This is a genomic window from Streptomyces cellostaticus, from assembly GCF_001513965.1.
Lineage (GTDB): Bacteria > Actinomycetota > Actinomycetes > Streptomycetales > Streptomycetaceae > Streptomyces > Streptomyces cellostaticus.
In genome coordinates, this window is the sequence record NZ_KQ948070.1 from 1 (window position 1) to 22286 (window position 22286).

Annotated in this window: 21 protein-coding genes and 3 pseudogenes; 12 read left to right on the forward strand and 12 right to left on the reverse strand. The window is 67.6% G+C overall.

Annotation, left to right across the window (positions count from 1 at the left end; all coding sequences use genetic code 11):
* From AQI88_RS41085 to AQI88_RS41095, 3 genes are all read right to left on the reverse strand, one after another.
* Positions 1–1356: a S10 family serine carboxypeptidase-like protein gene (locus tag AQI88_RS41085; RefSeq protein WP_067010780.1), complete on the reverse strand. Its 1356-nt coding sequence runs from the start codon at positions 1354–1356 to the stop codon at positions 1–3.
* A gap of 26 nt (positions 1357–1382) precedes the next feature.
* Positions 1383–2603, reverse strand: a complete 1221-nt coding sequence (locus tag AQI88_RS41090; protein WP_079058162.1) for a phosphatidylserine decarboxylase — start codon at positions 2601–2603, stop codon at positions 1383–1385.
* Positions 2604–2681: 78 nt separating this feature from the next.
* A complete protein-coding gene (locus AQI88_RS41095; protein WP_067010781.1) occupies positions 2682–3131 on the reverse strand; it encodes an RICIN domain-containing protein in 450 nt (149 codons plus the stop codon).
* Between the two features lie 602 nt (positions 3132–3733).
* Between AQI88_RS41095 and AQI88_RS41100 the strand changes: the two genes are divergently transcribed.
* The 3 genes from AQI88_RS41100 to AQI88_RS41110 all read left to right on the forward strand — a co-directional run bounded on the left by AQI88_RS41100 (position 3734) and on the right by AQI88_RS41110 (position 5855).
* The gene (locus AQI88_RS41100) at positions 3734–4483 is read left to right on the forward strand and encodes a class I SAM-dependent methyltransferase (RefSeq protein ID WP_067010782.1); all 750 of its coding nucleotides are present in this window, start codon (positions 3734–3736) and stop codon (positions 4481–4483) included.
* Between the two features lie 412 nt (positions 4484–4895).
* Positions 4896–5258, forward strand: coding sequence for a hypothetical protein (locus tag AQI88_RS41105; RefSeq protein WP_067010787.1), 363 nt, complete (start codon positions 4896–4898; stop codon positions 5256–5258).
* Positions 5259–5570: 312 nt separating this feature from the next.
* Entirely contained in the window at positions 5571–5855 is a 285-nt protein-coding gene (locus AQI88_RS41110) for a hypothetical protein (RefSeq protein ID WP_067010788.1), read from the forward strand.
* A 131-nt stretch (positions 5856–5986) separates the two neighbouring features.
* Here AQI88_RS41110 and AQI88_RS41115 read toward each other — a convergent pair.
* Together AQI88_RS41115 and AQI88_RS48295 are read right to left on the reverse strand one after the other, a co-directional pair.
* Positions 5987–6346: pseudogene (locus AQI88_RS41115) on the reverse strand (transposase family protein); the annotation flags it as partial.
* A 108-nt stretch (positions 6347–6454) separates the two neighbouring features.
* Positions 6455–6721 (reverse strand): annotated as a pseudogene (locus AQI88_RS48295) (transposase); the annotation flags it as partial.
* A gap of 636 nt (positions 6722–7357) precedes the next feature.
* Here AQI88_RS48295 and AQI88_RS41125 point away from each other — a divergent pair.
* The 7 genes from AQI88_RS41125 (at position 7358) to AQI88_RS48305 (ending at position 13892) form a co-directional block, all read left to right on the forward strand.
* The gene (locus tag AQI88_RS41125; protein WP_159050548.1) at positions 7358–7669 is read left to right on the forward strand and encodes a hypothetical protein; all 312 of its coding nucleotides are present in this window, start codon (positions 7358–7360) and stop codon (positions 7667–7669) included.
* Between the two features lie 49 nt (positions 7670–7718).
* A complete protein-coding gene (lanL, locus tag AQI88_RS41130; RefSeq protein WP_107118806.1) occupies positions 7719–10421 on the forward strand; it encodes a class IV lanthionine synthetase LanL in 2703 nt (900 codons plus the stop codon).
* Positions 10422–10479: 58 nt separating this feature from the next.
* Positions 10480–10629, forward strand: coding sequence for a hypothetical protein (locus AQI88_RS46370; protein ID WP_159050549.1), 150 nt, complete (start codon positions 10480–10482; stop codon positions 10627–10629).
* A gap of 75 nt (positions 10630–10704) precedes the next feature.
* Complete coding sequence (locus AQI88_RS41135) at positions 10705–11907, forward strand: lanthionine synthetase C family protein (RefSeq protein WP_067010791.1); 1203 nt, start codon at positions 10705–10707, stop codon at positions 11905–11907.
* A gap of 55 nt (positions 11908–11962) precedes the next feature.
* The gene (locus AQI88_RS46375) at positions 11963–12127 is read left to right on the forward strand and encodes a hypothetical protein (RefSeq protein WP_159050550.1); all 165 of its coding nucleotides are present in this window, start codon (positions 11963–11965) and stop codon (positions 12125–12127) included.
* A 188-nt stretch (positions 12128–12315) separates the two neighbouring features.
* On the forward strand, positions 12316–12675 hold the full coding sequence (locus AQI88_RS48300; protein ID WP_244184618.1) for a transposase: 360 nt from the start codon (positions 12316–12318) through the stop codon (positions 12673–12675).
* Positions 12676–13532: 857 nt separating this feature from the next.
* Positions 13533–13892 (forward strand): transposase, encoded by a 360-nt coding sequence (locus AQI88_RS48305; RefSeq protein WP_244184620.1) that lies wholly within the window; start codon positions 13533–13535, stop codon positions 13890–13892.
* A 315-nt stretch (positions 13893–14207) separates the two neighbouring features.
* Here AQI88_RS48305 and AQI88_RS46380 read toward each other — a convergent pair whose 3' ends face one another.
* From AQI88_RS46380 to uppS, 3 genes are read right to left on the reverse strand one after another with little or no spacing between them, the layout of a single operon-like run.
* Complete coding sequence (locus AQI88_RS46380; protein WP_067010792.1) at positions 14208–15146, reverse strand: phytoene/squalene synthase family protein; 939 nt, start codon at positions 15144–15146, stop codon at positions 14208–14210.
* Positions 15143–15976: a hypothetical protein gene (locus AQI88_RS46385; RefSeq protein WP_067010793.1), complete on the reverse strand. Its 834-nt coding sequence runs from the start codon at positions 15974–15976 to the stop codon at positions 15143–15145. The genes AQI88_RS46380 and AQI88_RS46385 overlap by 4 nt, the downstream gene beginning before the upstream one ends.
* A complete protein-coding gene (uppS, locus tag AQI88_RS41155) occupies positions 15973–16710 on the reverse strand; it encodes a polyprenyl diphosphate synthase (protein ID WP_067010794.1) in 738 nt (245 codons plus the stop codon). The genes AQI88_RS46385 and uppS overlap by 4 nt, the downstream gene beginning before the upstream one ends.
* Before the next feature lie 621 nt (positions 16711–17331).
* Here uppS and AQI88_RS48720 point away from each other — a divergent pair.
* Complete coding sequence (locus AQI88_RS48720; RefSeq protein ID WP_279616604.1) at positions 17332–17694, forward strand: metal-sensing transcriptional repressor; 363 nt, start codon at positions 17332–17334, stop codon at positions 17692–17694.
* Here AQI88_RS48720 and AQI88_RS41160 read toward each other — a convergent pair.
* The 4 genes and pseudogenes from AQI88_RS41160 to AQI88_RS41180 form a co-directional block, all read right to left on the reverse strand.
* Positions 17618–17803: pseudogene (locus tag AQI88_RS41160) on the reverse strand (transposase); the annotation flags it as partial. The gene AQI88_RS48720 and the pseudogene AQI88_RS41160 overlap by 77 nt on opposite strands.
* A gap of 212 nt (positions 17804–18015) precedes the next feature.
* Positions 18016–18516: a hypothetical protein gene (locus AQI88_RS41165; protein WP_067010796.1), complete on the reverse strand. Its 501-nt coding sequence runs from the start codon at positions 18514–18516 to the stop codon at positions 18016–18018.
* 403 nt (positions 18517–18919) lie between these two features.
* Positions 18920–20161 (reverse strand): C45 family autoproteolytic acyltransferase/hydrolase, encoded by a 1242-nt coding sequence (locus tag AQI88_RS41170; RefSeq protein WP_079058165.1) that lies wholly within the window; start codon positions 20159–20161, stop codon positions 18920–18922.
* Positions 20162–20312: 151 nt separating this feature from the next.
* Positions 20313–20813: a peptidylprolyl isomerase gene (locus AQI88_RS41180; RefSeq protein ID WP_067010808.1), complete on the reverse strand. Its 501-nt coding sequence runs from the start codon at positions 20811–20813 to the stop codon at positions 20313–20315.
* A gap of 506 nt (positions 20814–21319) precedes the next feature.
* On the opposite strand from AQI88_RS41180, the gene AQI88_RS41185 reads away from it, so the two are divergent.
* Complete coding sequence (locus AQI88_RS41185) at positions 21320–21733, forward strand: DUF3052 domain-containing protein (RefSeq protein ID WP_398698698.1); 414 nt, start codon at positions 21320–21322, stop codon at positions 21731–21733.
* The last annotated feature ends 553 nt before the right edge of the window (positions 21734–22286 follow it).

The following is a 22286-nucleotide window of genomic DNA, read 5'->3' on the forward strand; positions in this document are numbered from 1 at the left end:
TTAGACGGCCCTCCCGGGGAAGGGGCGGTTGAAGAGCCAGTTGTAGAGCATCTCCCGGCAGATCTGCGGCTGGAACGCGGGCACTTGGTGTCCGGAGTCGGGCACGCTGACCTGCGTCAGGTTCCCAAGACTGCGGACGAAACCCCTCGGGTTCCCCTGTGCCTGAGTCCAGATGAGGCGGGGCGCGTTGCGCCACTGGGCGTGCTCGTGGTCGCCCTTTTGCCTCATGAGGTCGTCCAGGATCTCTTCCGTGCTCCGGTATCCGCAGGCGGTGTCGAAGTTCCCGGTGTAGAGCAGGGCCTTGTAGCCCTTGTCGATGACGTCCGTGTACCGCCAGGAGCCGTCCGCCATGTTGTCCTGGATCAGTGCCTCGGCCACCGGGCCGTTGTCGTCGGCGCTCCGCCAGGCGACGTTCGCCGGAACGTGCAGGGACTTCTTCACGGCTTCGCTGTTGAGATAGGCGTTCAGCGCACCCATGGGCAGGTCGTCCCAGCGCCGCACGTCGTAGACGTCGAAGTGTCCCCCGTACATCCCGGTCGCGGTCACCAGGGCGTTGCCCAGCTCGGTGGCCTTCTCCATCTCCTGCTTGTGGAGGGCGTTCTGGAACTCGGCGTAGGACTGGTCGAGGGAGTCCTTCTGGCCCATGCCGATGAACCCGGTCGTGTAGGCGTAGTCGATCAGGATGCGCAGGGACAGTTCGGGCTTGATCCAGCCGTTGCCGACGGCGATGCCCTGGAGGTTGACGCGTTGCTCGGCCGGGACCTGGCCGTTCCGCTTGTCGATCTCCAGGGCGATTGCCGGGACGTACTTACCGGCGTAGCTCTCACCGCAGACGTACAGCGGGCACTGTGCGTACTCCGGGTGCAGGCCGAAGAACTCCTGCAGGCCCTTCCAGAACATCTCGCCGAGGGCGTCCTCGCTGTGGACGTGCTCGCCGGTGTCGGAGTAGCTGTATCCGGTGCCGATGGGCTGGTCCCAGTAGACGACATGCGCTTCCTGGTTCCAGGAGCCGGCGGTCACCGCTATCGTCCCGGTGGCGTCGTCGCCGATGGACAGCGGCCCGTTCTCCAGGAAGAGGCCGAGGAGCGAGGAGGCGCCGGGTCCGCCGTTGAGCCAGATCAGCAGCGGCGTCCGGCTGATCAGCTCCTGCTGGTCGGGGACCGCAACCTCGGGGTTGCAGGTCTGGCTCTCGAAGAACCAGTAGAAGAGATGGTCCCTGGTGTTCGGATGCTCCGTGCTGTCGATGTGCACGTGACCGGCGTAGGAGCGCACCTTCTTGGTGCCGTCGGTGGAGAATTCGATGCGCTGGGTGTTGAGGACGTTCGCCGGAATCGAGGCGACAAGGTCGTCCGACATGGTTCCCCTTCCGTTCGGCAGCTGGGTCAGGGGGCGAGACGGCCGTGCCGCCGGGACCGCCTGAAGTCGGCGCCGCGGAACAGCTTGGCCGTCCGGTCCGGCTGCTCCAGGACCCCGATGCGCTGCCCCTGGAGCAGTTGCAGCGCGGGGAACCGGTCCTTTTCGAACAGCAGGATGTTGAGCGAGCCGCCGTACTTGAAGTTGCCGATCCTTTCCCCCTTTTCCACCATGACCGGCGTCTGGAGCGGGGGCTTGAACTTGTCCAGGAAGTTCACGGAGGCGATCGAGTTGAGGCCGACGGGCACCATTCCGACGTAGCCTTCGCCGTCCGGCCCTCCGGAGGCATTCAGATACGTCGTCTTGATGATGAGGTATCCCCGGCGGAACTTCTCGAAGTCCGAGTAGTCGTAGCCGTAGCCGACGTCTCCGTTGTCGAGGAGGTCAGGGAGGCTCTTGAACCCGTAGTACGCGCCGTCGACGTCCTCGCAGGCCTCCACCACCTCGCCCGCCACCGGTGCGTGGTACCAGTGGTAGCGGTCGGGCATGAGGATGCACGACACCGCCGTACCGCCGTCGAAATGGCGGGCGTGATCGGAGTTGGCGAGCAGCTGGTTGATGTTCATGCTCACCGTCTTGACCGGGATCTGCGTGGTCAGGGTGAGGTCGTCAACGATCATGTTGATGACGCAGTCGGCCGGGGCGACCACCACGTCGGTCTCGTCCTTGGCGTCGACCGGCCGCCTGCCCTCCTTGAGCTCCCGGACGAAGAACTCGTTGAACGTCTTCCAGTCCTCGATCTTGTACTCGTCCATGCGCTTCGGACCGAGTTCTTCGATCCACTTCTCGATGAGCTTCTTCCACTTGTCCCCGTCCAACTTCCCGTCCATCTGCATGCCCTGCAGATTCGTGAAGTCGGCGGTCATCTCGCGACCCGGGCCGGAGCGTACGAAGCACAGGCCGTCCGGGTTCTTGTAGCTGAGCCAGCTGAACTTCTCGATGTAGTCGAGCCCGTTGTGGACGCCCGACTCCCAGTCGTACCACTCGCTGAAGAAGCTACACAGGCACTCGATTCCGCTCTTCCACGGGTACTTCACTTCTTCCCGCGTGTTCTCCGGGTACGGCTGTAAGCCTCGGATCGTCTTCTCGTACTCGGTCTTGAACTGCTCGTGGTCGTTCTTGTACCAGTCCCTGATCTTGCCGAGGAACTCGTTGAGGTCCTTTGAGAACTGTTCAGCGCCCTTGGTCAATTCCCTGTCTCCTTCTGAGTTCACACATGACGCGGGCCGAACCCGCCGTCGGCAGGAACGGCCCGCTGGACTCGTCACCTATGAGGCGGGCGCGATGAATCGCAGGGTCCACGCCTGGTTGGGCCGGCCCTCCGGCTTGGCCAGCCTGACCTGTGCACCGATGTGTTCGGCCGTCAGGTACTGGTCCTTCTGGTTGAGGATGCTGAATCCCATCGGGCCGGGGTTGATGGTCCACTCCACCGGCGGAACGTTGTTGACCCAGAGGAGATCGTCCTGGGCGTTGTCCGTGAGAACGGCCGCGGACCCCTCTTCTTCGTACGCGGGACGGATGATGTAGCGGCCCGGCAGGCCGGAGTCGGGGACGCGTGTGATCCGCCACTGCTGGGCGGGGCCCGGGTACGGCTGTTCCATGGGTGCCGCGATAACGGGAGCGCCGTGGTCGACGGTGTGCGGGGTGGCGGTCAGGACAGTCTGGAACCCGATGTGAGCACCGATGACGAAGATTCCCTCGGGCATCAACTGGGTCATGTGTCTTCCCTCCTGCTCCTACCCGGAATCCGGGTGGCCGAAGGCACTCGCCGACGGCCTGTACACCGACGAGCTTGGTGACCCATGCCCGGCCCAGTGCAGGGCGATTCACGCCATAAGCGACTGTGTCTCTGAAAAGACCAGGAGCTTCACGAAACAAGCCAATAACGCATGGTGTATGAATTCGGCCACCTGTGCGGTCGAGCCCGAGGGCCCATGGTCGGAACCGGAAGCGCCGGATCCGAAGGTAGCGATCGGATCGTCCGGAAATCTTGGACGGTACGTACGCATGCGGTCATACCGATCCATGCGACCTTGCGCAGCGCGTTGCTCCGGGCTAACAGCGGCCGCTTCCACTCCCGCCGACGGCCACCGTTCGACGCTAGGGCCTGTTGTGAAAGTGCTGGTCACAGCCACTCGTTGAGGCCCGCGACCAGCACTGTCGCCTCGTAGCGGACGGCGAGCTTGCCGTATCTCGTGACGACTGCGCGGTGGCGCTTGAGTCGATTGATTCCGCATTCGACCGCGTGGCGCTCGCGGTAGTCGGTCTTGGCCGCGGACGCGCCCTGTTCCGGAGTGGCGGCCTGCGGAGTAGTCGGGGCATGACGTACGACATCCCCGCCCACGAACGGGCTTTGGCCTTCGACCGGGCCGCGGGCGCGTACGCCGCGCACCGGCCGCAGTACCCGGCGGCCGTCTTCGAGACCGTGGAGGAGTTCAGCGGGCAGCGGCTTGCCGGGGCCCGCGTGGCCGATGTGGGCACCGGGACCGGGATCGCCGCCCGGGATCTGCATGAGCGCGGGGCCCGGGTGGTGGGCGTGGAGCCAGGCGCCGGGATGGCGGCGCAATTCCGGCGCGAGCTGCCGGGGGTCCCACTCGTGCGCGGGGACGGCAACCGGCTGCCGCTGGCCGACGGCTCGCTCGACCTCGTCTCGTACGCCCAGTCCTGGCACTGGACCGACCCCGCACGCGCCGTCCCGTCCGCCCTGCGGGCCCTGCGTCCCGGGGGCGCTCTCGCGTTGTGGTGGAACGACCCGGACCCGTCCGTGTCATGGGTGGCGGAGCAGGGGGCCAGGATCGAGGAGTGGCTGGGGCCCGGCTGCTACATCTCCAACCTGGAAACGCCGGCCGGGCTTTGCTGGAGGACCCGTACGCTGCGCTGGTCGCGCCGGGTCTCCGTCGACTTCCACCTCGCGAAGCTGGCCACTCATTCAGCCTTTATCGTGCTCGGCGAGCCTAGGGCCTCGGTCTTCCTTGCGGTGGAGCGGAAGCACCTCGCCCGGCACTTCCCCGGTGGTGAGCTGGACGAGCCGTACGTGACGTCCGTGGCGGTAGCCGTCCGCCCTGCCTAGGGCCTGTCCGGTGGGTCAGGTGGCTCGCCACTGTCCCCATTGTTCCAACGGGCCTCACGGGGCGCTCTCATGGTGGAGAGGCGGAGCGTGGAGGCAACCGGGTGGCGCGCTCGGGGCAGGCGTGCGCTCGGCCAATCGCGTGGCCGGAACGGTCTTTTGATCGTCTCGCGAGGTGGGTGGGGCAATCTGTGGGGCGTGGCCCGTGTGCGGGGCCGATGCCGGAGAAGAGCCCTTGCCCACCACGGCCGGAAGGCTCCCGCTGTTGCTGCCGCGATGCCAGTGCCCGGGCGCGCCGTCCGGCTAGGCCGGGTCCAGTGCTCAGCACCCTGCGGGATGTTCGAGAAGGGCCGGCCCGTCTCCTGCTTCTCCGAGTTCATGTCCTGGCGTATTTCCGGAAGGAATCCCGACTGCCATGAAACTCCGTCGTGTCGCGTCCACTGCCGTGGCCGCCCTCGCCCTAGTTCTCATGCTGCCCGATGGGGCGCATGCCGCCACCGGCACGTTTACCTACGAGGCTTACGACAAGGAGGGTGACGCCGACGCGAGGTTTGCCCTGACCGACCCGGCGAACGTGGACACCACGCCCTGCCACACCCTCCCGCAGACTCCGAGCGACAAGGACCCATACGCCGACAAGCCGCAGAACAACACCGACCAGTATGCCCACGTCTTCGAATTGCCCAACTGCACCGGCGAAGAGCATGTGCTGAAGCCTCACGGGGCGATCCAGAGCCGCGACGTCCACCTCCGTTCGGTGTACTTCGACACTGCCTGATCGCAACAGCCTGCCCTAGCGGCTGTGGCATGGCGTCCAGGGCGCCTCGGTGTTCCGGGGCGCCCTGGCGTGTACGTGGGCCGCCATCCGGGCGCCGCTGTGGCGTCGCCCTCTGGGGCGGGCCGCCGTCGGCAGACCGGGGGGCGTACGGGGTGGCGGGTGTGCGCGGGGTACGCACCGAATGCGCCGGTGGTGACACCCGGAGGTGACGTGACCGATGGCCCGGTCGTGCGGTTACGGGACTGAGTGACTGGAAGCTGATATTCCGGTCCGATGTTTCGCCCCCGCTCACTGGACTCGTGAGGAAACACCATGAACTCGACCCTCCACTCCCGTCTTTCTGCCGTCGTGGGTGCCGCGGCGCTGATCGCGGGCGGCGCGATCATCGCCGCACCGGCCGCCCAGGCCAGCGGTTCCGACTGCGCGGGGTACCTCGCCGCCAGCCCCGCCCCCAACCGCGCCAACGACCTCAACAGCGTCGGCTGCCTGGTGGGCGGCACGAACCTGCCGCTGGCGAAGACGGTGTGCGAGCACGTGCAGAACGATGGCGCTCAGGTCCGGGCGGACCGCGCCGCCAACGCCTGCAAGCTCGCCTGAACCTCCCCCCACAGCCGGCGTGTGGCCCGCGCCTCCACCACGAGGCGCGGGCCACACGCCGCTATACACAGCTTCCCTGCGAATGATCACCTGCCGGCCACAGCCTGCCGTCCCGGGGCCTGTTCGATCGGTCAGGGCTTCAGCCACAGCCGGATGGCTGCGCCGGTGACAGTGCCGTGAAAGATGTACGCCCTCTTGTCGCAGCGCGTGGCCACGGCCCGGTGGAGCTTCAACCGGCTGATCAGCCGCTCGACTTCGTTCCTGCGCGCATAGCGCGCCGGATCGAAACCGGCGGGCCTGCCGCCATTCCTGCCACGGCGGCGGCGGTGGGCCCGCTGGTCCCGGCGTTCGGGGATGGTGTGCTTGATCTGCCGCCGCCGCAGGTACCGACGGTTGCGTCGGGACGAGTACGCTGTGTCGCCGCTCAGGTGGTCCGGCCGGGTGCGGGAACGGCCGCCGGCTGGGCGAGGCACGCGAATGCGTTCCAGGACCGGGGGCCTTGCCCCCCTCGCTTTGACCAGGCGGGCCGCCTTGAGCCGCTCCAACGCGAGATCGAGCAGCCGGTCGGCGCGGTCATCCTTCGCGAGGCGGTTGCGGAAGTCGCCCAGCACACGGTGGTGGAAGCCGGGATCGTCAAGTTCTGGCGCGAGGGCGTATTTGAAGTCGAGGCGGCAGCGCACCGCCTCTGCCGCCTGCCGGTCCGACAGGTTCAGCAGGAACTGCAGGAACTGCAGGAACTGCAGGAACTGCAGGACACATACGGTGGCGAGCTGGGCGGGTGATAACCCGGGGCGTCCGTCGCGCGGGTACCAGGCTTCGAAGTCCTCGTCCCGCCACAGTCCGTCCAGCCGGTCGCGTACCCACATCGCCGTCGTCCCGCGGGGGTTGCTCGCGCGGGCAACCTGCGCGGTCAGGACGGGAATCTGCACACCGGAGCGGGGACGGACGGACACCGGGCATCTCAACGACAGTCGTTCACCTTCGAAACCGAGTCGAGCATGCCGGTTGATCACGCCTATCCGCCGAGGATTCTCAAGATCCCCGACAGAGTCGCTCGTGAAGATCCACCATCCTGAATTTGCTGGTCAAGGGGCTGGCGTGAGTCGCTGGTCGTGTCCTCGTGCTGTTCGCAGGCGGTTGTCGGAGCGCAAGATCGTCTGCCATGTCGGTGGACGCGGTTCCGTGGATTCTCCCGTGTGAGCGAGGTGCCCGTCCCTACGATCCGGGCGGGAGGTACGTCAGGTGGAAGCCAGGGGTACAGGGCTGGACCTTCGTGAGTTGATCTCGGCCGGCAAGGCCGAACTGGAGGTGCAGGCTGGGAAGTTGAGCTGACAGCTTCAGGAAGTGCGCGATGAGCTGGAGGAACTCGCTGTTGCCGAGCGGGTCGTGCGTCGGCTGGCCGAGCAGGCCCGTGGAAGCAGAGCGGGAGGGGATGCCGCCGAGGGCCGCCGGGGCAGGTCGCGGGCCGTGTAGTGCTGCTGGTGCCGCAGAAAGGGCGCGGCATGGACGATGCGGTCCTGCCCGGGGACTACCAGCGGAACACGGACGTGGTGCGGCGGGCGGATTCGCCGGTGATGGTCAAGCAGGTCTGCACCGAGTTGGGGGATGTCTACCGAGCCGGCCCGTGCGCAGCCGCCGCGTTGCCGTACCACCCAACCAGAGAGATCCGCTCCCGCCGGCCGGCAATCCCCGCCCGCAAGCCCGCCACGGCCACGTCTACGAGGTGGCAACTCGGCATCCCCGAGGGCGCCAAGCCAGCCCCCCAGGCCCTCGTGCTCGCCCAGCCCGATCCCACAGGCTCCGTCAGCGAGTAGTCCGCTCGGGGGATTTCATGCGCATGCCGACTTGTGCCAAGCTCAGAGCGTGACGATCTATCAACGCATCGTTGCGCAGGTGTTGGCGGACACGCATACTCCGGGGCAGTGGGACATGCGGGACAGCGACTTCTGGTGCATGGTTATCCCGCCGGACCACCGGCGGCGCAGCCAGGGCTGGAAGTTGCACGTGTCGGCGACACCGGTCTCGGCGTCCGAGGTGCTGGAGCGGGCGTCCCGGGTGCTGGTGCGGCACGGCTGTGCGTTCAAGTTCGCCGTCAGCCCGCGCGCCGCCTTCGAGCTCAACGCGGTCCGGGCCAACCGGGCGCAGTCCGGCAAGTTCCTCACCGTCTATCCCGCCGACGACACCCAGCTGCGCCTGCTGGCCGAGGACTTGCACACGGCCACGGCCGGCCTGCCCGGCCCCGCCATCCTTTCCGACCGCAGGTACCGGCCGGACAGCCTGGTGCACTACCGCTACGGCTGCTTCAGCAGGCCGCGCGAACTCAACGACGAGGGCTTCTACGAGGGTCGGCTCGAAGCCCCCGACGGCTCTCTGGTGTCGGACCAGCGCAACCCCTGGTTCTCCCCGCCCTCATGGGCAACGCTGCCCTTCGGCCCCAGCGCCGACGCTGCGACACCGGCCCGCAAGCGCGGCGGGCCGGTCACCGTCGCGGACCGCTACTTGGTCCGGGAGGCGATCCGGCACTCCAACCGCGGCGGCGTCTACCGCGCCCAGGACACCCGTACCGGTGAGAGCGTGCTGCTCAAGGAGGCCCGCCCGCACGTGGGAGCCGACCCGAGCGGCCGGGACGCCCGGGACTGGCTGCGCCACGAGGCCGTCGTGCTGCGCCGGCTCGCATCATGCCGGGTCGCACCGGCCACCCGGGATGTCCTCGAATCGGCCGGACACGTCTTCCTCGTCGAGGACTTGATCGACGGCACCAGCCTGCAGCAGTGGGCCGCAGATCTAAGCGTGCGCGAGGCCGGCCGGTTCCCGGTGGCGGCCGGGCTGCGCCTGGCCCGGGACTTGACCCGGGTGCTGGGCAAGGTCCACGCGGCGGGCTTCGTGCTCCGCGACTTCAAGCCGAGCAACGTCGTGATGACGCCGGACGGCACCCCCGTCCTCGTTGACATGGAGTGCGCGGTCCCCACCGGCGAGACGGCGCCCGTTGCCGGCACCCGCGGCTTCACCGACCCCGGCTATCTCGACGGAGTCCAACCGCAGCCCGCCGAACCGCAGTTGGACTGCTATGGCCTAGGCTCGACACTGCTCCACGTCACCACCGGCATTAACCCGCTGCTCGCTCCCGACGACACCGCGCCGAGCAGCGGCGCCGCGCCCCGGACAGCCTTTGGACGGCTGGCCGCGATTGTCGACGCGGCCGCGCCCGCGTCTCCCGCGCTGCGGGCGCTCGCCCCGCTCGTGCGGGGCCTGACGGCAGAGCCCGCGCACCGCTGGTCCTTGGCGGATGCGGCTAGGTTCCTGCGCGGCGATCAGGCCGCCGACCCTGTTGTCGGAAGGGTTGCCGGATCGATTGTTGAGCCGGATGTCGAGCCGACCGGGCCCCAGCTTGCCGACGATCAGATCGACATGCTGCTGTGTGACGGCCTCGCCTGGCTGGCGGAGACGATGGACCCGGCCGCCGAATACCTCTGGCCACGCCCGACGAGCCTGCCCTACGGCGACCCGTGCAACGTCCAGTGGGGCGCGGCCGGCGTCCTCGCGGTGCTCGACCGGGCCGTCCGAGCCGGGCACCAGGTGGCCGAGGCGCCACTGCGGACCGCCGCACAGTGGCTGGACCAGCGCCTGACCCTGCCCAGTCGAGTTCTGCCCGGCCTGTACTTCGGGCGCTCCGGCGCGGCCTGGGCCCTGCACGAGGCCGCGCGCACCCTGGACGACCCGGCGCTGGCCGAGCGGGCAGCGGCCTACGCGCTGCGGATCCCGCTCGACTGGCACAATCCCGACATCTGCCACGGCCTCGCCGGAGCCGGATTGGCTCAGCTCCACCTCTGGCACGCCACCGGCGACCCGCGCTTCGCCGACCGGGCCCACCTCTGCGCCGACGGACTCCTGAAGCTCACCAGGCAGGCCGAGAGCGGCGTGGACTGGCTCGCCGGGCCCGAGCACCGCGCCGACCTCGCCGGCTCCGCGGCCTACGGCTTCGGACACGGCGTGGCAGGGAACGCGGCCTTCCTGCTCGCCGTCGGTCGCGACACGGACCGGCCGGACCTGGTCGAGGTCGCCGTCGGCGGCGGGCACGCGCTGCTCGCCGTCGCCCAGCACGACCCCGACGGCACCATGCACTGGCCCAAGGGCCCCGGCCGCACCGACCGCCCCAGGCTGAACTTCTGGTGCAACGGCACCTCCGGCGTCGGCACCTTCCTGGTCCGGCTCTGGCAGCACACCGGCGACCTGCGCTTCGGCGCCGCCGCCGAGGGCGCCGCCCACGCCGTCCACCGGGACCGCTGGCGACTGGGCCCCAGCACCTGCCACGGGGGGGCGGGCAACGCCGAACTGCTGCTCGATCTGGCAGATGCGACTGGTGACGACAGCCACCGGCACCGGGCCGCCCAGGCGGCCACCTGTCTGTTCGTGCGGGCCGCGCGCTTGGGCGGCCGGCTACTGGTGCCGGACGACACGCTGCGCGACGTCTGCGCGGGCTACAACGTCGGGCTGGCAGGCGTACTGGACTTCCTGCTGCGCCTGCGGCACGGCGGCCGGCGATCGTGGCTGACGGACCCTCACTGACAGACCGTCACTCACCAGCCGGACCACGACACCACACACAAGAAAGGGGACACCCGCCATGGAGGCCCTCCTGCTCGAACTCCAGGAGCTGCCGGAGACCGACGATCAGCTGTTGGAGCCCATGATGTGCTGCGACACCGGGCACACCAGCTTCGACTGCACCGACTACTGCACGACGCACCAGACGCGGTTCTGTTACGAGGACTGACGCCCAACCGCCGGTCGTGCGGCCCGGGTTCCACTCCGTGCGCACGGCCGGCGGTCCTTCCGGAGGCTGGCAACCTTGACCGACACCGCCTGGCAGGCCGTCCTGCCCGCCCGCACGGCAGCACGCGTCCTTGAGGCCGTCAGCGTCCTGGTCGGGCGCCCGCGAGTCGCACCCTCCTGCGTACAGCCCGATCTGGCCGGCGGCGGAGCGGGCCTGGTCCTGACCTACCACCAGCTGGACCGCTGCCTGCCCGGCCAGGGCTGGGGACCCATGGCCGACGACTACCTCGCCGCGACAGCGGCCGGCGCCGAGCGGCTCCGGGTGACGGCCCCCGGCCTCTATGGCGGGATCGGCGGTCCCGCCTTCGCCGCCCTCGCCACCGGGCGCGGTCCGGCCCCGGCCCTCTGGGAAGCCAACATCCTCCGCGGCACCGACGCCCTGCGCGACACGCTACGCGGCGCCCACGGCGTGAGCACCCGCACCTTCGACCTCATCTCCGGCCTCACCGGGACCGGCGCCTACCTTCTGACCCGCGCCGAAGCAGACCAGGACCACGACGCTCTGCGCGAGATCCTCCGTGCGCTCGTGGGCCTGTGCCGCGAACGCGCCGGCACCCCCCGATGGCACACCCCCGCCGACTCCATCCGGGACCACGCCGCGCGCGACCGGCTTCCCCACGGAGCCCTCAACTACGGCCTCTCACACGGCATCGCGGGCCCGCTCGCACTGATGTCGCTCGCACTGACCGCCGCCATCCAGGTCCCCGGCCTACGCGACACCGCCGAACACCTGACGGCCCGTCTGACCGCCGCCCGCACCGACGACACCTGGGGCCCCAACTGGCCCGGCCTAACGGCCCTGCCCAACGGCAGCGGCACCCCCGTCCACTCCTCCTGGTGCTACGGCAGCCCCGGCGTGGCCCGCGCCCTCTGGCTCGCGGGCCGCGCCCTCGACGACACCTCCACCCGCAAACTCGCCGTCCAGGCTCTGAAAGCAGCCCTGATCCGCCCCGCCCCCGAGCGCGGCATCGACGACAACCCAGGCCTCTGCCACGGCCTGGCCGGCCTGCTGCACATCACCCTGCGCTTCGCCCACGACACTGCTGACCCCGGCCTCGCTGCCGCCGCCACCGCGCTCGCCGAACACCTGCTCCAGCAGAAGGAGTTCACCCGGCAGGACCCCGGCTTCCTGGAAGGTGCCGCCGGCGTCGTCCTCGCCCTGCTCGCTGCGGCGACGGACCAGGCGCCCTTGTGGGACCGCGCGCTGCTCCTCGCATGAGTGACGACGGGCTGCACGCTGCTCAGGTTCGCGCTGCGGTTGGCAGTCCTCCTCCGTGAGCGTGGCTCGCAAGCGCGGGCATCTGCTGTCCGCGATCGCCTTCCTCACCTGGACCTCCGAGACCGGCATCGACATCAACGCCGTCCCCCAGCAGAACGCCGACGACTGGCTGGACGCGGACGGACCGTCCCGGCGCTCCATCCGCCGCTTCCGCCAATGAGCGACTCTGTCGGGGATCTTGAGATTCCCAGACGGAAGGGCGGGGTCGTAGGGCAGGCTCGGCTTGGTTCCGAAGGTCGACTGCCATACGTGAGGTGTGTGGGTGTCTCTCCGTCCCGTTCTGGTGAGCAGGTTCCGGCTTCGACAGCGCGGGTGGCGCGGGCGAGTAACCCCCGTGGCACGACCGCGATGTGGGTACGCGACCGGCTGGACGGTCTGTGGCACGACGAGGACTTCGACGCCTGGTACCCACGGGACGGGCGGCCCGGCTTGTCACCGGCTCCGCTCGCCACGGTGAGCGTGCTGCAGTTCTTGCTGAACCTCTCGGATCGGCAGGTGGCCGAGGCGTTACGGTGCCGGATCGACTTCAAGTACGCCCTCGCGCTCGAGCTGGACGATCCCGGCTTCCATCACAGCGTGCTGTCTGACTTCCGCGACCGGCTGGCCCAGGACGACCGCGCCGACGCTCTCCTCGACCTCGCACTGGCACGGCTGAAGGAAGCGGGGCTGGTCAAGGCGCGAGGACGGCAGCGTACCGACTCCACCTGACTTCGAGCCGCCGTGCGTGAACTGACCCGGTTGGAGCTGGTGTTGGAGACCGTCCGCCCAGCCCTGGAGGAGTGCGCCCGGACCGGTCCGGAGATCCTCGGCGGCCTGGTCGACGAGGACTGGGCGCTGCGTTACGGACGACAGGTTCGTCTGGTCAGCCAGCCCAGTCATCCGGCCGCCCGGCTCAAGCAGGCCGGCACCGACGCCGCCGAGCTCCTCGAACGCGTCCGCAGCCGCCGCCCGGGCATGGCAACGGGACCCGCGATGGAGGCACTGCGGCAGATCATGGTCCAGCACTTCCTGGTCGATGCCCGGGGCCAGTTGCGTCCGCGGGCAGAGAAGGATGGTTTCCCGTCCACCGGCCGGCGTCTGGAGTCGCCCTACGACCTCGAGGCCCGCTACACGCGCCGCGGGCACCGGACCTGGGTCGGCTATCTCGCGCATGCCACACAGACCTGCGACGAGGGCCGCGTCAACATCATCACGGACGTGGCCACCACCGTCCCCACCGGCGATAGCACGGCTCTGCCCGGCATCCACACCCGGCTCAAGCGACGCCGGCCGCTGCCCACCGAGCACCTGATCGACAGCGGCTACACCTCCGTCGTCCTTCATGACACTGCCGCCCGCACCCACCGCGTCACCATGGTCGGCCCGCTCAGGACCAACAACTCCCGGCAGCGCAAGACCGACGACGGGTTCGCCCAGGAGAACTTCATCATCGACTTCGACCACCGCGAGGTTACCTGCCCCAACGGCCAGGTCAGCGGCAACTGGAACGAGCTTCCGGCGATGGCCCCCTTTACGGTGGTCCGGTTCCACAACCGACAGTGCGGGCCGTGCCCCGAGAGGCCCAAGTGCACCTCCGGAGCGGCACGGACCGTGAACTTCCTGCCCGACGCCTCCACGACCTCCAGGTCCGCAACCGCGCCGACCAGCAGGACCCGAAGTGGCAGCGTCACTACGCCTCACGCTCCGGCATCGAGGGCACCATGAACGAGCTCGTCAACGACCACCAGATGCGACGCTGCCGTTACCACGGCGTCGCCAAAGCCCATGTCCAGCACGTCTTGACCGCGATCGCCGTCACCATCGAACGCCTCAGCACCCAGGAACCGGCAGACTCCGCCTACCGCCCCCGTTCACCGACGGCGTTCCAGCAATACCTCGACGAGAACGAACTGCCCCGGCCCCGCTGGTGGCGCCAGGGGCAATGATCAAGAAATCTCAAGATCCCCGACAGAGTCCTTCAGTGAATGCGCAATTCCAGAGTTCGGTGCGCAATGGTCGCGGTCCGTAGCTGCCGTGTTGATCTCTTGTGAACTTTCGGGGTCCGGGAAGTGCCTTTTGATCAGCTGCGGTTGACGGACTTCGCGGAGTCGGTGCCATGGCGGCGAGTGCGTTCGGTACACGGGCAGGCTCACTATTCGGGCAGTTACGCCGCGGCGGCCACGGACGGCCATGTGGTCTACGAGCGGTACGCCAGCCGGCGACGCAGCACTCGGGCGAAGGGCGTTGCTACAAAGGCTGGGTCAGGCGCCAGCCGGTTGCTGTGTTGGGCATGGGTGGCGGCGACGGCTGGCATGGGATCGGGCGTACCAGGTCGCGGCCGCTGTGAGGGAGTGCGCCGGAGGTGGGATGGGCACGCGGCGCCTGAGCAGTGAGGCGGGGTGGCGTTCCAAGAGACTCAGATAGCCCTCCAGAATCGCAAGTGCGCACTCGATGGGAGGGCGACTTGTGGGGTGCAACTGCTGTATGGCCGGGCGGCCTTCGTCGAGGAGGCCACGCACCCGCTCGACTTGGTGCAGCGCGAGCCTGCGCAGGGCGGTCGGGTCAGGGACGGCTGTCCGTAGGTCCGCCTGGGTCAGCCCCGCTGCCTGCAGGTCGTCCAGAGGGAGGTAGAGGCGTCCGTGACGGATGTCGCGCGGGAGGTCGAGCAGGTTGTCGACGTATTGGATCGCCCGCCCAAGCGCCGCGATGTGGTTCTCCATCTCCGCTGGCTTTTCGGCCGGCTGGAGGATGGGGAGCAGCAGCAGGCAGACGGTGGAGTTGACGCCGTACAGGTATCGGGCGAGTTCCTGGTAGGTGGCGAACGGAGTGAAGGTCAGGTCCTCTTCCGTTGCGGTGAGCAGCTCATCCACCAGGGTGGGGCGGCCGCCCCAGGTGCGCAGGGTGTGCAGGAGCGCGCGGCGGACGGGGTGGGTGCTGGTGCCTGCGGTGAGGTCGGTGCGGGTGTCTTTGGCCCATTGTCGGAAGCGGTCTGGCCGGTGGGGGGTGCTGTGGCCGTCGGCGAGGTCGTCGGTATGTCGGGCGAAGGCGTACAGGGCGTGCACGTATGGGCGTTTGGCCGGAGGCAGGTAGAACACGGAGGGGAATGTGGCGGGGTCGCGCGTGGCGTGGAGGCGGCGGCAGGCCGCGTAGGCGCGGCGCAGCGACGGGTCTCGGATCCCCGCGTGGTTCAGGGCGTTCATGCCGGCTCTCCCAACGGCAGGGGTGGGAGCCGCAGTACGCCGTGCACCGCATGATAGGCGGCGTAGGCGGACCAGATGAACGGGATGTACCCCAGGTATCCGGCCAGTGGCATCTCGAAGAGATGGACGGAGGTGTTGAACCCCGGCACGTCGTACAGCCACTGGATGGCGGAGCCGGCGTTCCACATTTCCCAGAAAACGCCGCAGATCAGACCCGCTACGCTCAGCGTGACGAGGACTTCCCAGCGTCCGCGCCCGAGCTGAGAAAGGAGACTCGGCCGACCGGCCAGTGTGTTCCATGGGTCGAGCAGCAGGAAGAGGACGACCCAGATCAGCGGGTACGTCATTCGTGGCCAGGCCGCCACGGCGACCAGGCACAGCACACCGACCACCGGAGTAGCGCGCAGCAGCCCCAGAGACAGGAACACCCGTCCTCCCTGCCACGGTGTTCGGAAGAATGCGAAGGAGGCCAGAAGCTCCGATGTCTCGAACAGCGCGGGCAACACCGTCGAGAAACATAGCGAGAACAGCAGCGCCCAGCCCAGAGGCCCGGGCCGGTGAGGCACGACGTACTCCCAGTTCTCGGTGAACTTGTTGAGCCCTTCGTAGAGCCACCAAAACGGCACGGAGAACGCGAACAGACGGAGGAACGAGGGCAGCCCCCTGTGGAGCGGAGAGGTCCCGGTGCGGCGCAGGACGATCCCGTCGACGGCGAGGATGTAGCCGAGCCACACTAGGAAGAACGCGACGCTGAGCCCCGGCCCGGTCCACAGCCAGTACACCGGCCAGGCCACCGCCAGCAGCCCTGCTCCCGCGGTGAGTTGCTTCATCGGCTCTCCTCCGTGACCTGTTGGGCCCCGACGCTCCCGAAGCGTCGGCTGCGATGCCGATAGATGTCGATCGCTTCGTGCAGATGCCGGGCGCGAAAGTCCGGCCACAGCACGTCGAGGAAGACCAGCTCTGCGTAGGCGATGTGCCAGAGCAGGAAGTTGGAAATCCGGTACTCGCCCGAGGTACGGATGAGCAGGTCGACGTCGGGCATGTCCGGGTACTGCAGATGGTCGGCGAGGACGGCCTCCGTTATGGCATCGTCTGGCATGCCTCGGCGCACCAATCGCCGCACGCCGTCGACGATCTCCTGCCGCCCACCATGGTCGAAGGCGAATGTGAGCGTCATCCGCGTGTTGGCCCGGGTACGCTGTTCGATCTCGTCGATGGCCCGGTGGACATCGTCGGGGATACGCGGATCCGCACGGCCAAGGACACGGACGCGCACCCCGCGTTGGTGCAGGTCCCGCCCGCGCCGTCGGATGACGCGGCGGAGGAATTCCATGAGATGGTCCACCTCAGCCACGGGGCGATCCCAGTTCTCCGTGGAGAAGGCGAACAAAGTCAGCCACTGGATGCCTGCCCCCCGTGCGGCATCGATGATGGCCCGGATGGACGCCTCACCCGCGGAGTGTCCATCGATACGCCGCAGGCCGCGCTGCTGCGCCCAGCGGCCGTTGCCGTCCATGATGCACGCCACATGCGCGGGCACACCCAGCGCACCTCGCTCCGTCATGGCCGAGTGATCTTTCCGCCAGGAGCCCGCTCCTCACGCATCAGCACACCCGCCGTGTTGGGGTGGCCTTGCTCTTGGAGCCGCATCGATCCCGGCTGGATAACGACCGTGAATATCGCACAGGACTTGGGCATACTGCGCCCCCTAGAAGCATCCAGCAGTGGATGGCCGGTTCGTTTGGCGATGGACCGCGACATACGGCACGTGCCTCCCCGGCATACGAAGGATGGGCCCGGCTCCCTCCCTTGGAGGGCGGCAGCCGTGGTGACGTACGGGGAAATCCTTGCCGGGGACAACGGGTTTGCGAAGGCGCACGCGGCAGGCGCTTGAGGTGTACGTGCAGGTACGGAGTGCGAAGCGGCGCTCATTGGTGATCACCGGGCGGGGCACACCGGTCGCACTACGTGCGAAGTATCCGTCCAAGAACATGATGATCCGGCTCCTTCGTCACTTTCCGTGAAGCCGGTCAACTGGCGAGGATGCGGCGTTTGAAAAGGACGAATCCGGCTCGGCCGTAGTGCTGGCGCTTGAGCCTTTGGGTGAGGTTCCTGACGCTGGGTAACCAACGAACTCGCTCGGCGGCCCAAGACTGCGCACCGCTGCCCGGCATCTGTGATGCGCATGAAGCCCGGATTCCGGCGTTTCCGCAGGAACCAGTGCGCACGAAGTCGCGGAACCTACAGCTACACCGCCACCGGGCAGCACACCCAGGCCCCCGGTTACGCCGACCACTTGGCCCGCCTGGACAAGATCACCCAGGTCAGCGCCGCGACCCGAGCCCTGCAGGAAGTCGCCCTCGGCCTTCTCGACGACCACGTACGCGGCTGCGTCACCAACGCCGCCCGCGCCGACGCCGCCCAGGCCGAGGAGAACTTCGCAGAGCTCACCGACACCTTGCGCTCTGGCCGGCCCCGCCCACGCGGTTCTCGGACGTGTGCTGGGCGGTGTCCTTGCGGACCCACGTGCGCAGCGTCTCCCCGGTGATCCCGAGCTCCGCGGCCACCGCCGCGTACGTGCGCTTGCCACCGGCAGCTCGGTACAACGCGACGGCGTCCTTCCGAAACTCCTCCGGGTACGGAGACTGGCGTCCCACCTGGACATAGCTTTCTGGACCTTCGAGATCCATTGTCAGGGTGTCCACTCCAAAGGATCAGCCTCACTTGGGACGCAACCCGATACCCTGCACGTAGAAAGTGCCTCCGCCTGGACCGACAGAACCCTCCAGCAAGGTTCATCGTTCCAGGCCAGGAAGGCACTTTCGCGTTTCTGCCTCAACAGCCGCCGTACCCAAGCGAAACGGCGAGGCTAGCAGGTGGTGGTCGACCAGCCGCCGAAGCGGCTGTAGGTCCAGCGAGGTTCGCGCTCGCTGCGGGTGTAGACGGCAGCGATAACGTGCATGACGCCTGAGTTGTCCTTCAATCCCTCTTCGCCCTCCCTGTCGTTCATGGCGAGGTACAGCTTCTTGCTCGTGTCCACCGAGCTGCCAGACATGAACGACCTGCGCTTGCCCATCTTGAATGGCACGCCGTCCGGCCCCCACTTCCCGATGAGGGAGCCGACATAAGCGTCCGTGCCTGAGTGGAGGAACTCGGGCCGGCCGGCAACGGCCAGATGCCGATAAAAGGCCCCGTCCATTGTCCCTGGCTTCTTACTTACTTTGTGCCCTTCCGCGTCGACGGCGTCCCAGTCGTTAGCGTGCTTCCACTCACCGGCGGCTTCGAGCATGACGCCCTTGTCGGGCACTTGATGGATGGCCGTCTCCTGCCATCCGAGGTCTGCTCGGATGTCATACTGCCACGTAGTCATGTGATGGCTCTTACCCAGGCCACGCCTCACGTTGCCGTGTCTGGACGCGGATCACACGAAGGGGTGATCTGATCGCACCAGGTCGGACGGACGGTTGTTGGTTCAGCCGTGCCAGACCCGAACGACCATCGTCGGACGAGTTCCGTGTAGCGGCCCTGCACGATCCGTGCCGGCCGCCGCTGCGGCATCTGGTTGGGGGTCACAGCAGTTCCGCCATGGGGTTGGCCGGCGGCTCCTGGACCTCCGGGCGGTCCGGCTCGACCACCGCGGACTTGGTGGCCGGCGCCTTCAGCTTCACAGAGCTGGGGCACTGGTCGACTGCAAGACCCCGGGCTCGGCCGAGATCCAACGTGCCACCCCGGGTCCTGATCCGCTGCCTGCTCAGTCTTCCGTCGATGAGTATTCAGCCCATGGAAGCTGCGTTCCCGTGGGTGAAATCGGACAGGGCGAGCTGCGTCGCGTTCCCCTTCGGGTTGCGCAGCATGATGGTTCCGCTGGAGAGGTCCGCGACCACAGTGCACAAGGTCATGAATTGGTCCGCGCCGTGTGCCGTGCGGTGCACTCCGTGCGGCAAAGACTCCGAGGTGAGAGTCTCGACGAACCAGGCGGTGGAGGGTTCTCGCTGCGGAGGTGTGATGGCTGCCAGAACACGCCCGCGGGCCATGCTCTCCTCATACCGCGAGGCGTGGGCGCCAGCACGCCTGCTGTCACCGAGAAGGGCTGGGTCATCCGGGGGTTCAGGCAGGTAGCGCAGGTGGTTGGTATGCCAGAGCAGAGGGTGTGTCGCATCCGTTTCGTGGACCGCGACACGGCCGGCTACAGCTTCGACCACGGCAACTCGGCCGCTGGTGCTATCGCCGAGGGTGCAGGCGTAGCCACCGGCGGTGGGATGGGCCCGCAGGTGGGCCACGGCTGCGTCCAGCGTCGGCGCCTGTTGCAGGGCCCGGGCGATGAAGTGCCGACCCGCACCGGTAAGGCCAGGACGTACGACTGGGATGTGGGTTCCGCCCCAGACCAGGCCCGAGCCGGTGGCGGTGAACGCGTTCGCGGTGAGGAAGCCGGGATACCACAGGGCGGTCACCGGAGTCTGGCCCTCGATGTTCAAGGTGATCACCATGAGGTGGCCGTCCTCTGTCGGGAAGCCATCCTCGTTGTGTGCCACGAACGATGTCTCCCGGCGCCAGGCCACGTTGCTGCAGCCCGTTCCGTCGGGCACTCCCAAGTCGCCTAGGAGATTCAGCAACAGTAGATCCTCGAAGCCGACCCCGCTCCCGTCGGCCAGGGCCGCAAGCTCTGCCAGTTGCGTACCGCAACGGCGGCGCGTCGTCTCCACAAGCCGCGTGAAGCGATGCTTGCCTTCGGCACTACGGAGCCAGCTCTTCAGTTCGTCGTCTTCGTCTGGCGTGCCCAGCACGGCGCGGACGCTGTCGCGTGCAGCCGCTCCGAGCGAGCGGAACACCTCGTGACGTTCTCCAGCCACCACGAGCCAGCGCAGGCCCGCCAGCTGCTGCTCCAGCAGTTGGCAGCCATGCCTCACCTCCTGCCCGCCGCAGACGCCGTCGACCGGCGGGCCGGCTCCCCCAGCTGCCGCGACAGCAGCATCATGTACCACCGCCAATCCTCTTGACCCGAGTTTGTCCAACACGCTCTGAGCGCGTCGACCACACCCTGCGACGTCCGCCGAGGTTCAGCGATGCCGCAGAGTTGACGGTGGCCCAGCGTGCATATCGCCCCACGCCACAGCAAGCGGAACGATTCACGGACCGTGGGTCAGCCCACAACGCAGTAGATGATCTTCAGAGCTGTCCGCAATCCTCGATGACGATCTTCGCTCTGGTCGCTCCCGAATCCGAGCCATAGCTCTCGATCTTCTTGACGACATCCATACCTTCGATGACGCGCCCGAAGACGACGTGCTTGCCGTCGAGCCAAGCCGTTGTAGCGGTAGTGAGGAAGAATTGGGAGCCGTTCGTGTCGGGTCCGGCGTTGGCCATGCTGAGAATGCCTGGCCCGGTGTGCTTCAGCGTGAAGTTCTCGTCCTCGAACCTCGCCCCGTAGATGCTCTTTCCACCGCTGCCATTGTTGTTGGTGAAGTCGCCGCCCTGCGCCATGAACTGGGGGATCACGCGGTGGAACGTGCTTTGTTTGTAGCCGAAGCCTTTTTCGCCCGTACACAGCGCCCGGAAGTTCTCTGCGGTCTTCGGTACGACATCGGCACGCAGCTCCATGACGATCCGGCCCAGGGGAGCACCATTTGCGGTCATGTCGAAGAAGACTCTGGGGAGTCCCTCTGTCATCTGTTGCTCCCTTTGCAAGCCGTGGAGTATCCGCACCAGGTCATCCACTCCGTACTGGCACGCGTCAGCTCAATCCAGCGAAGCCACTCACCAAAACTGACTCTGCGTAATCTACTAGCGAGGCAACCCACATTTTTGCCCGACATGCATGCGTGCACAGTTGGCTCACAATGAAGCTGACGGCAAGGCTGTACGTCACGCCTTCCTTGAACCTGACACTTCAGTGCTTGGGCTCAGCCGCCTTGGCAACGTCGAGCGTAACCGTTTCCCTTGCGCCTGCCAGAAGTTTGAAATCCGCACCCGATGCCCCTGGGTGGGAGAACCATACGAAGGGCTCGCCCGGTCCCGCAGACAGCGTAGGGAAGTCTGAGCGCCGACAGGCGTCCTGGCTCGGCGGAGACTCAGATCGGCGGCTCTCCGAGCGGAAACACTCACCATCACCCTGAGTGTCTGATTGGCTACACCGGGGGGCGCGATTGGCACGCCCTGCGACACAGGAGGCAATGGTGAGTACATCGAAAGACGAGCGGATCAACCCTGCGGCCCGCCTGGGGTTCGAGCCCGGTCAGGTCGTCCAGGAAATCGGCTACGACGATGACGTCGACCAGGACCTGCGCGAGGGCATCGAGTCGCTGATCGGTCAGGACGTGGTCGGCGAAGACTACGACAACGTCGCCGACGTCGTACTCCTATGGTTCCGCGGCGATGACGGCGACCTCACCGACGCCCTGGTCGACGCCATCGGACAACTCGGAGACGGTGGCACGATCTGGCTCCTCACCCCGAAGGACGGCCGGGACGGATACGTCGAACCCAGCGAGATCAATGACGGCGCGCAGATCACCGGCCTCTCCCCGGCCAAGTCCGTCAGCGTCGGCAAGGACTGGTCCGGCACCCGCCTCAAGTACGGCAAGCGGTAACCACACAGGCCCACGGTCTGGCCCGCCCCACGGCTCCCAGTCACGGCGGCGGGCACTCGCCCCCTGTGAGCGGTCAACCTCCGGTGGAAGGTGCATGCTGCTGGCGCACCTCGCCGTGTGTCGGGCGGATCAGATGGTGCTGCTCCGGCGTGCCGAGGAGCCTCTGACCTGGCCGGTCAATCTTCAGTGACACAAACCGTCGTCCGTCAATCTTCGGTGGCAGACGGTCAAGGTTCAGAGTCAGAGGACAGTGGTGCAGGAGAGAGGATCGGAGACATCTGGCGAGCGTGTACTTCGCGAAGTCGGTAGCCGGAACCTTCACCAAGCGTCCCGTCAGGACACGCACTGCGTACCTTTCCGGACGTTGAGGCGTTATATACAATCTGCTACCTCCCTGGCGGACTCTGTCGGCCAGGGCCGCGCGACGCGTGCGCCAAGTGGGCACGCGCTCAAGGCCGTACACCGCTTCCCTGGACGCAAGCCTCTGTGAGCTGCCTCTCTGTATGCGCGCGGTGCCCTCGGGCCGTTTCAGTACGGGCCGTTTCCCCCGTCC